Genomic DNA, 13,103 nt, shown 5'->3' with positions numbered 1-13,103 from the left:
ATGACCACTACCTCGCCTCTGCCATTTTGGCCTGGATCTGCTTCATGCCTTCCTCGCCGCCGATCTGGCCGGAGATCAGGCCCTGAATGACCTGGAAGTAGGTGTCGAGCACGGTGCCTGGGAGATAGACACTCGGATTGTAGCCGACGCCGCCTGCGGCAGCCGCGAAGATCTCCTTCAGCACGGGCGTCGGCGGTTCGATGCCGGGGATCTCGCGCGGATAGATCATCGTGCTCGCCGGATCCTGCGCGCGTTTCGTCATGACCGCATCCGACAGCATGAAGTCGATCCATTTCATCGCGAGTTCCGGCTGCTTGGAATTGACCGGCACCAGCCAGCTCCAGCCGACGCCGCCCGTCGGCATCGACGCGCCCTTGATGTCGGACGGCATGGGCGCATAGCCGGCATTGGCGAGGTCATAGCCGGCCTTGCGGGCATTGGCGGTGAACCAGGGGCCTGCGACGAACATGGCCGCGTGTTTGTTGAACCAGAGACGCGATGCGCCGTCGAGATCGAGGCCGGCCATCTCCTTCTTGATGTAACCCGCTTCGACGAACTTCTGCAGCCGGATCGCGCCGGCGGCGACCGAAGGATCATCCCAGGCGATCTGGCGCCGCAGCGCCTTGCCGATCACCTCCTTGCCGCTTGCCGATTGCAGCAGGTTGCCGAAGAGATGGCCGGCACTGCCCGGCGTGCGCGGGCCGATGGCGATCGGCTGCAGGCCGGTCTCCTCGATCGATTTCATCAGCGTTTCGAATTGGCTCCAGCCTGCCGGGATCTTCCAGCCGGCCTGCGCGAAAATATCCTTGTGATACCAGATGCCGAGTGCATCGAGGCCATCGGGAACTTCATAGATCTCGCCGCCGAACTGGCCCTTCAGCTCGGTGTAGAGCCAGGGATAGATCTGGTCCTTCCAGCCGCGCCTTTCATATTGCTCGGTCAGCGGCATGACCTGCTTGGCGTTCTTGACGACGCTGATGCGGCCGATGCCTGAATTGGTGAGGATCACGTCGGGTCCGGCATCCGACTGGATCGCCCCCTGCACCGCGCCATTGCTAATCGTTCCGGTCGGCGGCATGAACTCGACGGTCACGCCGGGATTGGCTTTTTCGAAATCGGCCTTGATACCGTTCCAGAGCTGCGCGACCAGCGGTTCCGTGATCTGCTCAGGCCCCCAGATCTTCAAGGTTTCGGCATGCGCCAGCGTACTTGCGGCGACCATCGCCGCAACCGCTGCGCTGCGGGCAAGAAATTTCAGCATCGTTCCCTCCTCCTGGGCCGCTCCACGGCCACGTTCTCGCTATTGAAGAGGAGACCTCCCTCTCCTTCATGCATCCGGTTAACTCGCCGGATTTTCCTTCTGAAAGCGCGCCATGACGGCCTGCTGGACGTCGCTGATATGCGCGTGCATCAGCGCCTTGGCGCGGGCAATGTCGCGCGTCCGGAAGGCCTGCAGGATCTGATCGCGCTCCTCGGCCGCCCTTTCGGCGAGGTCGCGGCTCTCATTGGCGATCGAGCGGCAGATCTGGATCTGCAGCGCGAGCCGCGCCAGCGTTTCGATCAGCGGCAGGCTTCCCGAAAGCTCGGCAATGGTCTCGTGAAATTCCTTGTCGCGGATGCCGTAGGTCGCCATGTCGCCACGGCGCAGCGCCGCCACCGCCTCGTCCAGGATGCGCTCGAAATTGGCGATATGCCGGTCGCTCATCTCGGGAACAGCGAGCTCGACGGCGAAGCATTCGAGCGTCTTGCGCAGATTGTAGAGGTCGTCGACTTCTTTCGGCGTGAAGCTGCGCACGAAGAAGCCGCGGTAAGGCTTGATCTCGATCAGCCCCTCCTTGGCCAGCGTGCCGATCGCTTCGCGGAACGGCGTACGGCTGACCTGCAGGCGCTCCGTCAGCTCCTTTTCATCGATCGACACACCGCTCGGCAACTCGCCGGAGACAATGAGCCGAACGATCTCCTCATAGATCCGCTCGCGAAGGGTGAGGTGGCGCGGTGCGTTCATAGTCTCCATTTCCGTCTGGCGTTCATTATTTAAGTATGCAATATGTGAAATAATATACAATATGGAAAATACAAAATATCGGGGAGTTTTATCGGAAACGCACAGAGAAGATCAAAAAGAGGAAGAAAACCAATGGGAAAGGTCTATGTCGTTGGCACGTGCGACACCAAGGGCGCCGAACTGAAATATGCCAAGGAAGTGGTTCTTTCGGCCGGCGCCGATGCTGTCCTGGTTGATGTCGGCACGCTTGGGGAAGGCGCCGGCGCCGATTTCCGGGCGCGCGAAATTGCGGAATTCCATCCCGAGGGTGCGGCGGCCGTGCTCGGGCAGACCGATCGGGGAACAGCGGTCTCGGCCATGGCCAGCGCGCTGACGGCGTTCCTGAGATCGCGTGATGACATCGGCGCCGTCCTCGGTCTTGGCGGAACCGGCAATACCGCGCTGGTGACGGAGGCGATGCGGGCGCTTCCGATCGGCCTGCCGAAACTGATGGTTTCGACGGTCGCCTCAGGCAATGTTGCGCCCTATGTCGGGCCGAACGATCTCACTATGATGTATTCGGTCGTCGACATCGCCGGCCTGAATGCGATATCGCGCACGGTGATCGGCAATGCGGCGAACGCGGCCGCCGGCATGGCCCGCCATCCCGTCCCCGCCTCGAACGATGACCGGCCGGGCATCGGCATGACCATGTTCGGCGTCACCACCGCTTGCGTCACTCAGCTGCGCGAGATGCTCGGCAAGACGCATGAAATCTACGTCTTCCACGCGACCGGCGTCGGCGGGCAGTCGATGGAGAAACTTGCCGATTCCGGCCTGCTGCAGGGCGTGATCGATGTGACGACGACCGAGGTTCCCGATCTCCTTGTCGGCGGTGTCTTTCCAGCGACCGAGGATCGCTTCGGCGCCATTATCCGCACCGGCCTGCCCTATGTCGGTTCGGTCGGCGCCGTGGACATGGTCAATTTCGGCGCGCGGGAAACCGTGCCGGCGCCTTTCCGCGACCGCAGGCTTCATGTCCATAATGCCCAGGTGACGCTGATGCGCACCACGCCGGAGGAAAACGGCAGGATCGGCGCCTTCATCGTCGAGCGGCTCAACCGGATGCGGGGCCCGGTCTGCTTTCTGCTGCCGCTCCAGGGCGTTTCGGCCATCGACGCAGCCGGTCAGCCCTTCCATGACCCCGAAGCCGACGCGGCGCTGTTTGCCGCCATCCGCGACGGCTGGCGCGAGGCGCCGAACAGGCGTCTCGTCGAGATAGACGCCCATATCAACAGCCCGGAATTCGCCGCGGCACTCGTCGCCAACTTCCGTGACATCCATGCCTCAAGGAGGGAATTTTGACCCGTATCGACAGAAACGACATTCTGAGCAAGCTCCGCCGCAAGATCGCCGAGGGCCGGCCGATCATCGGCGGCGGCGCCGGCACGGGCCTTTCCGCCAAGAGCGAGGAGGCCGGCGGCATCGACCTGATCGTAATCTACAATTCCGGGCGTTACCGCATGGCCGGGCGCGGCTCGCTCGCCGGCCTGCTCGCCTATGGCAATGCCAATGAGATCGTTAAGGAGATGGGCCGCGAGGTTCTGCCGGTCGTGCGCCATACGCCGGTGTTGGCCGGCGTCAACGGCACCGATCCCTTCATGCTGCCCGATCACTTCCTCGACGAGTTGAAGGCGATGGGTTTTGCCGGCATCCAGAATTTTCCGACCGTCGGGCTGATCGATGGCACCTTCCGCGCCAATCTCGAAGAAACCGGCATGGGCTTCGATCTGGAAATCGACATCATCGCCCGTGCGCACGCCAAGGATATGCTGACGACGCCCTATGTCTTCAGCAGCGATGACGCCGCCGCCATGACCAAGGCCGGTGCCGATATTGTGGTCTGCCATCTCGGCCTGACCACGGGAGGTGCGATCGGCGCGGAATCGGCGCTGACGCTCGACGGGTGCGTTGAGAAGATCAACGTATGGGCGGATGTCGCAAGGTCGGTGCGCGACGATGTCATCGTGCTCTGCCATGGCGGTCCGATCGCCATGCCGGCGGATGCGGCCTATGTGCTTGCCCGCTGCAAGGGCTGTAACGGCTTTTATGGTGCCAGCTCGATGGAACGTCTACCGACCGAAGTCGCGATCAGGGCGCAGGTCATGGACTTCGCGAAGATATAGGTGTGGCGGTGCAACGCGGCCAAGCCGGAACCGGCGACGTTGCGGGCAATGTCGCAGATAAAGTCGGCAAACGCCTTCATGGAAGCCGCGAGCGTCAAGCCGGGGAACGACCCTATGGCAGCCATATCCACTGCTCTAAGGTCCTCGGAACGTACCATATGTGGAAGTACTTGATCTGACAACGTCAATCGCGAGACAAGGAGCATATCGGAGCTAAATAGACGGGAATGAAGGGATACGATCCGCAGACCCCATGATTTATGGAAGGCGGCATAGGGCGCAGCTATGGACCTGAGTCACTGGCGTTGCCGACGCGATGCTGACCAGCCGCATACTCGTTGAATTTAGGAAAGCAGCGCCACACATATTGTCGGAAGCGGCTTCGTCCGATGGCGAGCAATCGCGTCGGGGGCTCTACAAACGCGTCTAAGTGCTAGCTCCCCGTCTCGCGTCGCCGCCTCGGGAAAGCATTATTCTTGTGCGAAAGTTTCGCATAAGCTTTCGTTACCAAATTCCAATATGTACGAAGTGCCATATATCCGCAGGCTCCGCAGCACATGACCGACGCAATGATGAACGAGAAGGTTCTGGCTTGGGCGGTTGACCGCGCCGAGATCCCGCTCGATGTCGTCGCGAAAAAGATCAACGTGAAGCCGGAGCGTATTGTCGCTTTGCATTTAATTGGGGTCTTCCTCAGTTTGTGTGGTTCACTTGCCGTTAGACATGCTGCCGCTATGGGCGGGCATGCAAACGAAAACGAAATGGTCGCCCGGCCCAGGGGTCAAAGTTCTGGGTATCGCGCTCGCTGATGATGGCAGTTGGGTTGTTTCCGCTGCCGGACCAGCTTTCGGTATTTGCCCTGACTGCGGACGGCGGACCCGGCATCGGCATGGCTGGTCCAACCGAAGCCTTCAGGATCTGCCGGTTCAGGGCAGAACCGTGACGGTGAAGCTTCGGCTGAGCCGCTGGCGGTGCGCGCATCAGCAATGTGAACGACAAACGTTCGCCGATCGACTGCCGACGATTGCTTCCCCTTATGCGCGCAGGACAAGGAGGGTTGCGGAGATTGTCGGTCTGCTCGGTCATAGCGCCGGTGGCCGTCCTGGCGAGCGCTTAATGCGACGGCTTGGCATGCCGGTCAGCGACGATACGATCCTGCGGCATCTAAAGCGGCATGCCGCGCTCGCTCACTGCGACTCCACGATCCGCGTCGTCGGCATAGATGACTGGAGCTGGCGGCGATCGTGGCGTTACGGCACGATGATCGTAGACCTGGAGTGCCGTTCGGTTGTCGACATCCTCGACGACCGGAGCGTGGCGAGTACGGCGCAATGGCTGGAACGGCACCCTTCTGTCGAGATCGTCAGCCGAGACCGATGCGGGCTTTACGCGCAGGCTGTTCGCGAGGGTGCGCCGCAAGCGCGCCAGGTGGCTGATCGATTCCATCTCCTACAGAATCTGCGGGTCGCAATCGAGGAGCAGATGAGCCTTGCCGGCCGCGCCACGGGACGAGCCTTGCTGGCTGAGAAGATCGGCAGCGCGCAAGTCGACCCGATTGAGGATGAACCGCACGGTGATGCAACGCATCGGCGTTGGGTGCGGCACGCCCATCGGCAATCGCGGCAGATGGTGTTCGATACTGCGCACGCCTTGCGCAAGGAAGAGCTGTCCTGTTCGGAGATCGCACGTCGAACTGGCTACGGTCGGCGCAGCATCGCGAAATGGCTGACTTTCGAAACGCCACCCGACCGACGCAGGGCAGCGCTGAAACCGACGTCACCCTTGTATTTCGAGACATTTCTCGCCCAGTGCTGGAAAGATGGCAATCGCTGCGGACGGCATCTGTTTCACGATATCAAACAGCGCGGCTACACGGGCAGTTTCTCAAATCTCGAGCGCCTTCTCGCAGGCTGGCGGCGTGCCGGGAGGGCAGCCAAGGAGAGCGCGTCGCCGGCTCCGATCACACACTATGAACCAGTCCGCGATGCTGTTCCGATACGGGATCCGGAGACCGGCCATGTGATCTCGCCGGTAGTCGCAGCTGCCCTCTGCATGAAGCCGCGAGGCATGCTGACGATCAATCAGGCGCGGAAGGTCGATGCGCTGAAGCAGGGATCACATGAGTTTGCCCTGAGGCGCCGCCTTGCCCTACGATTTCGTGGCATTCTCCGGAGCCGTGAATCGAGCAAGCTCGACACTTGGATCGGCGATGCCGTCCACTCCGGGCTCGCCACGATTGTCCGGTTCGCGCGGGTCCTGCATCGTGACATCGGCGCCGTCCGCAACGCCATCGAACTACCCTGGAGCAACGGCCAGGCGGAAGGCCAGATCAACCGCCTGAAGACGATCAAACGCGCGATGTATGGCAGAGCAGGCCCGGAGCTCCTCAGAGCACGCATGCTGCCGCTCAACAATTCTCATCACCACACAAAGTGAGGAAGACCCGCTTTAAATGCCAAACCTGGCTGAAACAGCCGCAATCTCACGTTTAAGGGTTCATCCTCAAATTCTGTGATTCAACGGCAGCATTCTCGCCCTCAACTGGCTTTTGCGTCAGCAAAATGACGGGCGATCACCGAACGGCTGTCGCTGATCGCGGAGTGGCTGGACGGCGACTATCTCATCGGCGGTGCATTCCCCACAGCCGGCGCGTTCTTTTGCATTATGGTTCGCTGGGCTCGGGATTCGGGGTTCGAGCTCCCAGACAAGCTGATTGTGTATGCCGAGCGCATCGGGATTGGGTCAGGCCAATATCACGGCGTTAACGCCCTCTACGCGTGAGCGGAGTTTGCCGAAATTCTCAGGAAGTCGCGTCTCACTGGGACGCGACGCGCTTCGGCTCCGGCCTGATGTCGAGCGTGCCAATCACCGGAGGTCCAATTCTCTTACACCCTCAAGTCGAACATCACGACGTCTGTGTCCTCGCCATTAATCCGGAGGCTGACGCCATGGCTTCCACCGTAGTGTCTGCGTGTCGTGATCTGCGAAAATCGATGCGAGCGCCGAAAACGGCGGGCTTCTCCCGGGCGTAAGGAGAAGACTGATCCCTTGAACACCTTAGGTGCCAAGGAGCCATTGGCTTTGCGAAAGTGAATGACATAGTCGACGGTGAGATCTTGGACGTCCTTTGCCAGCGATGTAATCTCCACCGACATGCCGAGGACTCCGGGCATGGCGAGGCATGTGGAGGAGAGTTCTAGCGCGCCGCAGCTCACTCTTGGCGGATGTTGGCCGAATGCCGCAAGGACCCGAGAATCGCCGCGTTTGATCAGTGTGCGGCAGGCGTGGCGGAGAAGCGAGCGCCTGTCGGGTGATGCAGACACGATCCACTTCTCGACGAGATCCGCGACAAGCCCCGGGTGGTCCTTGGCAATGTCATTGAGGTGATTGGATACGGATCGACGCACATAGGGCTCGGGATCGTCGCGTAGCGACTGCAGGAGCGGCAGCACCGGAGCGGGATCGCGGACCAGAGCAGGCAGTTGCATCGCCCATGGAAGGCGCGGCCGTGTTCCCTCCGACACCAGTCGCCGGACGTGGCGGTTCGGGTCGGCTATCCATCGCGACATGATGTCGAGGGCTGTCGACTGGTCCTCGATCAGAAAGTACCGCACTGCGAATTCGGAACTGAACCGTTTGGTCATCTCCCTCAGGGCTTCGAGACCTCCGCGAAAGTCGGTAAGGCCATGTTGGCCGACCACGAGGGTCATCGGCAGGACGGCCCACCCACACAGGCCATCAGCGTCCGATACCGCGTTGGCGTGCTCGTGCTCGTCTGGGTGCAACATGCTCAACAAGCTCGCGTGGCGCTCTCCGGCATCCGTCGGTAGCACCCGAATCAGCTGGTCGGCGATGAGCTGCGCGCGCTCCTTTAGCTCGAGGGGCGGGAGCTCTTGCAGGACCGTAGCCGCGAAAGTGACCTCGTCGGCCTTAGGATGCCGTCTCTTGAGATGGCCTGCCATACAGCCGACGAGCTCCGGAGAGAATAGGTTCTTCAACGGCTCCATGTCAGGTCCCGCCGTACGCCGCGAGACTCGCGTAATGCCGGACGCCTTCGGCTGGGCCCATGCCGTCCATGTCCATTAGCGCAAAATATGCCATGCATTCGGACGAGGTGCCTGCCATTGCCGTCATGGCGTCGGCTGCAGCCTGATCACGCCAATGCACAAGGTCGGCATACTCGCCATTTCCGTGCTTGAGCAGTTCGCGGCGCAAGAACCCGTTCACCCCTGCGAGAAAGCGCTGGAAGGAGTCGGAGGCTGCGACCAGCTGCTGTTCGGTAACGCCCGGTTTGAGGCGGATGGTGGCGATTTCGACGATGGCGTCGGACATATTGAACTCCTGTTGCTTGTTTCCGGCCAAGGTCCTACTGGAATAGAGGTCATTTTGTGTCATATTTGATCAATGGGTCGTGCCTCAACTCCAAACCGCCTCGAACGTCTGGACGTGCTTGCAAGTCGTCTAAAGGCGGACGAGCCGATGACGCTCGGGGGGCTCGCATCCGAATTGCGAGTAAGCGTCAGGACGCTGGCGCGTGACCTCTCGATCCTTCGTGAACGCGGCCTTCCTGTGGAAACAGATCGGGGTCGAGGGGGCGGCGTCCGGCTGGATCGCCACTGGAGCGTGGGACGCCTGTCGCTGACATATCGGGAAGCCGTCGATCTGCTCGTGAGCCTCGCCATCGCGGAGCAACTGCAATCGCCATGGCTGATCGCCAATCTCGGTTCGATCAGAAGAAAGCTGACGGCCTCGTTCTCTCCGTCCCTCAAGGACAGGATTTCAGGTCTTCGCAAACGAATTCTCGTCGGCGGCCCCGCGTCTCCGGCGGTCCTGCAAGGCTTCGCCATGCCCGCGCCGGAGAGCGGCGATCTGCTTTCCTCATTTCTGGAATTGAAGGCGCTGCAGATCAGTTACGAGGACGCGGCAGGGCAAATCTCTGATCGCCAGATCGAACCGCAAATCCTGCTCCTGAACTATCCTGTCTGGTATGTCATCGCATGGGATCGATCGCGCCAGGGAGTACGGAGCTTCCGGTGCGACCGCATTCGGCTAGCCAGAATTTCTGAAGAGACCTTCAGGCTTCGCCCTTCGGAGGATTTCGCGGACGCCGTCGAAGGCATCAAAGCCATCAGTCCGTAGGATCGGCCGCAGCTGTCTGGACCAACATCTTCGGTGCCGAACACATCGATCGCGTTGCGCGACCTCGCGTGACCCCTCGGCGAGGATTCACATTCAAACGCCGTACGCAACGCTGTGGACTCCCGTCTCGATATCATCGATTCAGAGCGAGACGGCGTTTGTCCGCAGAGCCACTCCGTTATGGTGGTCGTGAGCTGTTGGTGGCCAATGTGGATTGTCACATAGGCGTTCGGGGAGACTCGAATCCGATCATTTGGATGTCGGGTATGCAGGCCAGCTCCTGATCTACCGAGCCTGTCGGCGGCTTTTTTCGCTTGACAGGTTTAAGGACTGGCCGCAGCCTAGTATCAGTATCAACGCAAATTTCCCCAGCATGAACAATAACTTGAACACCGTCACGCCTGCGTGCGTGCATAAGACTCCGTGTGCCTTGTCGAAGAGAATTGCCAATCTCTATCTTTCGGTCGGCATGGAGGTCACGCCATGGAACTGAGCCGCGACTTCAATTCGTCGACATTTAATTCCATACATCAATTGCGCGACCAGGCGCACATCGATGCGCCCAACCATTCAGCCTCGTTCGACCGTATCCTGCCGCTTATAGGTGACAAGGCCGTCATTTACGTCAGCCAGCCGGTGCCTGTCGGCACGGACGTCACCGTGACCCTCACGCCGACGGACATAAAGGTCGATGCTCGGACCGATCAACCGTTTAACCGCGAATGGGTTTCCGCGCAGTGCAAGGAACACGAGGCCGAGCTACGGAGCCTCGCGAGAAGGACCTTGAGCCGCTTCGATGCGTGTTCGATGCGACTTCTGGGCAAATTGGTGCAGCCCCATCCGGACCTTGCCGGTTACATCGACATCTACAGAACACTGGTGTTCAACGATCGCGGATGCATTCTCGACTATCCGTATCAGATGCAAATTTTCGACGAGGACTACGGGCGCATTCCGCGCTTCGTCGTCTCCGTCACAAAAGATATGGCCAAAGCGATTCAGACGATAACCCGGGATGCTACCGCAGCGTTCATACGATCAGATCTACGTAATGAAGACAACACTGTTTGGTTTGAGGGCTTCTACTGGATGTCAGTCCAGCAGGCGAGGTATCGTCGAAGCTTCTTCGTGCCGTATGAGCCTGGTCGCTTTTCGGAGACTGAAGCTTGCGATTGGATGAGCAAGGCCCTCCGTCAGGGATTTGCTGAGATCGCCGTTGTACGCCATTTGGACGGGATTGAATGGCCGTGACGAAGACCATTCCAGCTTTCGACATCAATAGGTGTGCAGCGGGCCCCGTCAGTGGCCATGCGTCGACGCGTTTGTTTGCCGTGCTCCACGCAATATTGCCCGCCTCGACACCGACAGTCACCGATTCAACGAACGATACTTTCGATTCTCGGTCGAACGGCGTTTGCGGGGAGCGGTGATGGCTAAATCCAGAGCGACACGGCTGCGAGAACAGAGAGCGCGGCAGCAGGAATATCGCGACCAGCAGAAGCAACTGCGCCGCCCCGGCCGCGACGATATCGCCCGGATCGCGTTGCAGTGGTTGATTGTCAACACTGCGAAACTCGCCGAGCGGGAAGGCAATCCGGCTCGGATGAATAAGGTCGAGGAAGCTATACTCGAGAAGCTGGTTGAGCAGGGATTTGATCCAGCGGCCTCAGACCGGGTCCTGGGCGATCTCATCGACAGGTATGTCGAAGGCAACTGGGATTTCCGCCGAAAGCCACATCTATTTTCAGGCAATCGTGTCGCAGGCGGTGTGGCCGATATTGCGATGTAGGGGGCCTCTTGATCCTGTCTCAGGGACCAAACGGCGTTCTCACGGAAAGTCCATCGCTCCCCCCATTACTTCATATAACGGGGTTTGCGATGGAATCGGCGCGACGCGACGGTATTTGAACCCGCCGTAAGACCTGTCGCTTGTATCCACCCGGTCTTCTCCCTAGGTACCGGGTGATCAGGGGGCTACATGAGCAAAAACGTCATTGTTTACGCACGCTGACCGATCGCCAGGATGAGCAGTCGATCGAGACACAGATCGAACGCTGCCAGGCGACCATCGATCAGCACGGCTGGCACCTCGTAGAGACATATCAAGATAGCGCCGTCAGCGGCACGAGCTACAAGCGGCGGCCCGGCATCCAGCAACTGCTACGGCGCGTTGAACATGGCGGAATCGACATCGTGCTATGCCTGTCGACGGATCGTCTCTCGCGTGACGTCGCCCACAGCGCGCAGATCGGCAAGAAGCTGAGCTATCACGATGTCGAGCTTTGGACCGCGAGAGCCAATGCCCGCATTTCCGACATCGAGATGAACATCGGCGCAGTGCTTAGCCAGGAAATGGTTGAACAAGGGCGCTACCGCACCCGGGAAGGTATGAGAACGACGGTCCAGAAGGGCAAGGCTGCCGGCGGGATTGCCTATGGTTACCGTGTCAAGCAGGCCTATGATGAACGCGGAGACCGCATTCCGGGTCTGCGCGAGATCGACGAAGCCGAAGCCCGGATCATCCGCTGGATTTTCGAGGAATATGCCAAAGGCCGCTCGCCGAAGGAGCTGGCCATAGAACTCAACAGTCGCGTCCCCCCCGTGCCCGGACCACGGGGAGCGAAGTGGCGTGATACTGCGATCCGTGGACATGTCAGCCGTGGCAGCGGCATTTTGAACAATGAACTGTATATTGGCCGTGTCGTCTGGAACCGGCGCGAATACCGCAAGAACCCAGATACCGAGAAGCGTGTAGCGCGTCCTAACTCCCGCGATGAATGGATCGTCACTGAACAGCCCGATCTGCGGATTGTCTCCGATGCCCTCTGGACCGCCGTCAAGAAGCGGCAGATGGAGGTCGAACAGAGCTTTTCCCGGACGACCACAAACCGCCTGAACAGAGGCCACCGGCCGCAATACTTGCTGAGCGGTATCTTGGAATGCGCCCATTGCTTCGGTCCCTACGCGATCATGGCCCGGGACCGATACGGTTGTACCAACAGGCAGAAGAAGTTGCCGGTCGACCACCTCGGCGGGATTGTCTGCACGAACAGCAAGACGATCAGCCGCTTCGAACTCGAAGAGCGGGTCGTCTCGGCCCTGCCCGACAATCTTCTGGGTACCGACAATCTCGATCGGATCAACCGCGAGATCAAAGCGGCTGTCACACACGGTCAGCAACGAGCCACAATGGAACCAGATCGGCTACGTACCGAGATCAGCACGATCGAGACAAAGCAAAAGGCCATCGGTGAGAAGATCGCAGAACGTCTGATGGCCGGGCACGCTGCCATCCCCGCCCTCGATCAGATGCTGGATGACTTGGAACAGCAACGCCTGACGCTATCAAAGCAGTTGGCTACTGCTCCACCTACTAACTCCCCTACTGCGACGCAGGCGCTCAATGGCGGCCTGCTCAGAAGTGCGATTGCGGCAGTCAGGACCATGCTGTCAACGCGGGAGAACGGTGTCGAGGAGAGCTGGATATCTCTGGCCCCGCCAACTTATCCAGAAAGTGGTGATCGCACCATCGGCGGACGGCAAATCGGCGGAGCTGACCATCCATGGCCGCCTCGCAGCCATCCTGGCCGCCCAGGAAGCCTGGCGTGAAGTTTCACGGGAACTGCGGGATCAGCAATCGGCGGAGTACGTCCGCATGCGTTCAGCGGGCGCGTTCAAGTCGCTGGCCGACAAAACAAAATTCCTCAACCGCTGCGAGGCTTGTGCCGGCTTCAGCGGGGGTTGCGCGGGGAGGCGAACGCAAAAAGGCCCGCGCTTGGCGGGCCGTTTTGAGG

At 60.2% G+C, this 13,103-nt stretch carries 11 protein-coding genes; 7 read left to right on the top strand and 4 right to left on the bottom strand.

The annotated features are described in order from the left end of the window. Window positions 1–7: 7 nt before the first annotated feature. Window positions 8–1,261 (bottom strand): extracellular solute-binding protein, encoded by a 1,254-nt coding sequence (locus tag CO656_RS26170; RefSeq protein ID WP_097527707.1) that lies wholly within the window; start codon window positions 1,259–1,261, stop codon window positions 8–10. A 78-nt stretch (window positions 1,262–1,339) separates the two neighbouring features. Further along, window positions 1,340–2,005, bottom strand: coding sequence for a GntR family transcriptional regulator (locus CO656_RS26165; protein ID WP_097527706.1), 666 nt, complete (start codon window positions 2,003–2,005; stop codon window positions 1,340–1,342). 132 nt (window positions 2,006–2,137) lie between these two features. Here CO656_RS26165 and CO656_RS26160 point away from each other — a divergent pair, with 132 nt between their 5' ends. The 3 genes from CO656_RS26160 (at window position 2,138) to CO656_RS26145 (ending at window position 6,606) form a co-directional block, all read left to right on the top strand. Beyond that, window positions 2,138–3,349: a Tm-1-like ATP-binding domain-containing protein gene (locus CO656_RS26160; RefSeq protein ID WP_097527705.1), complete on the top strand. Its 1,212-nt coding sequence runs from the start codon at window positions 2,138–2,140 to the stop codon at window positions 3,347–3,349. Then, window positions 3,346–4,170, top strand: a complete 825-nt coding sequence (locus CO656_RS26155; protein ID WP_097527704.1) for a phosphoenolpyruvate hydrolase family protein — start codon at window positions 3,346–3,348, stop codon at window positions 4,168–4,170. The genes CO656_RS26160 and CO656_RS26155 overlap by 4 nt, the downstream gene beginning before the upstream one ends. Before the next feature lie 744 nt (window positions 4,171–4,914). Next, window positions 4,915–6,606, top strand: coding sequence for an ISL3 family transposase (locus CO656_RS26145; RefSeq protein WP_097527755.1), 1,692 nt, complete (start codon window positions 4,915–4,917; stop codon window positions 6,604–6,606). A 449-nt stretch (window positions 6,607–7,055) separates the two neighbouring features. Here the strand turns inward: CO656_RS26145 and CO656_RS26140 are convergent, their stop codons facing one another. Next, window positions 7,056–8,132, bottom strand: a complete 1,077-nt coding sequence (locus CO656_RS26140; RefSeq protein ID WP_210421643.1) for a DNA alkylation repair protein — start codon at window positions 8,130–8,132, stop codon at window positions 7,056–7,058. Window positions 8,133–8,178: 46 nt separating this feature from the next. Further along, a complete protein-coding gene (locus CO656_RS26135; protein ID WP_097527701.1) occupies window positions 8,179–8,502 on the bottom strand; it encodes an antibiotic biosynthesis monooxygenase in 324 nt (107 codons plus the stop codon). Between the two features lie 72 nt (window positions 8,503–8,574). Here CO656_RS26135 and CO656_RS26130 point away from each other — a divergent pair, with 72 nt between their 5' ends. From CO656_RS26130 to CO656_RS26115, 4 genes are all read left to right on the top strand, one after another. Beyond that, window positions 8,575–9,309 (top strand): WYL domain-containing protein, encoded by a 735-nt coding sequence (locus CO656_RS26130; protein WP_097527700.1) that lies wholly within the window; start codon window positions 8,575–8,577, stop codon window positions 9,307–9,309. A 483-nt stretch (window positions 9,310–9,792) separates the two neighbouring features. After that, entirely contained in the window at window positions 9,793–10,560 is a 768-nt protein-coding gene (locus CO656_RS26125; protein WP_097527699.1) for a hypothetical protein, read from the top strand. Between the two features lie 178 nt (window positions 10,561–10,738). Beyond that, on the top strand, window positions 10,739–11,098 hold the full coding sequence (locus CO656_RS26120; RefSeq protein WP_097527698.1) for a hypothetical protein: 360 nt from the start codon (window positions 10,739–10,741) through the stop codon (window positions 11,096–11,098). A gap of 173 nt (window positions 11,099–11,271) precedes the next feature. Next, window positions 11,272–12,918, top strand: a complete 1,647-nt coding sequence (locus CO656_RS26115; RefSeq protein ID WP_158255702.1) for a recombinase family protein — start codon at window positions 11,272–11,274, stop codon at window positions 12,916–12,918. Window positions 12,919–13,103: the final 185 nt, after the last annotated feature.

The organism is Sinorhizobium sp. FG01 (assembly GCF_002531875.1).
Taxonomy (GTDB): domain Bacteria; phylum Pseudomonadota; class Alphaproteobacteria; order Rhizobiales; family Rhizobiaceae; genus Sinorhizobium; species Sinorhizobium fredii_C.
This window is presented reverse-complemented; position numbering and strand designations above follow the sequence as displayed.

What these genes read in the sequence shown, in the direction of transcription:
- CO656_RS26170 (WP_097527707.1), bottom strand. Translation starts at nt 1,261, where the DNA reads ATGCTGAAATTTCTTGCCCGCAGCGCAGCGGTTGCGGCGATGGTCGCC.
- CO656_RS26165 (WP_097527706.1), bottom strand. Translation starts at nt 2,005, where the DNA reads ATGAACGCACCGCGCCACCTCACCCTTCGCGAGCGGATCTATGAGGAG.
- CO656_RS26160 (WP_097527705.1), top strand. Translation starts at nt 2,138, where the DNA reads ATGGGAAAGGTCTATGTCGTTGGCACGTGCGACACCAAGGGCGCCGAA.
- CO656_RS26145 (WP_097527755.1), top strand. Translation starts at nt 4,915, where the DNA reads ATGCAAACGAAAACGAAATGGTCGCCCGGCCCAGGGGTCAAAGTTCTG.
- CO656_RS26140 (WP_210421643.1), bottom strand. Translation starts at nt 8,132, where the DNA reads ATGGCAGGCCATCTCAAGAGACGGCATCCTAAGGCCGACGAGGTCACT.
- CO656_RS26135 (WP_097527701.1), bottom strand. Translation starts at nt 8,502, where the DNA reads ATGTCCGACGCCATCGTCGAAATCGCCACCATCCGCCTCAAACCGGGC.
- CO656_RS26130 (WP_097527700.1), top strand. Translation starts at nt 8,575, where the DNA reads ATGGGTCGTGCCTCAACTCCAAACCGCCTCGAACGTCTGGACGTGCTT.
- CO656_RS26125 (WP_097527699.1), top strand. Translation starts at nt 9,793, where the DNA reads ATGGAACTGAGCCGCGACTTCAATTCGTCGACATTTAATTCCATACAT.
- CO656_RS26120 (WP_097527698.1), top strand. Translation starts at nt 10,739, where the DNA reads ATGGCTAAATCCAGAGCGACACGGCTGCGAGAACAGAGAGCGCGGCAG.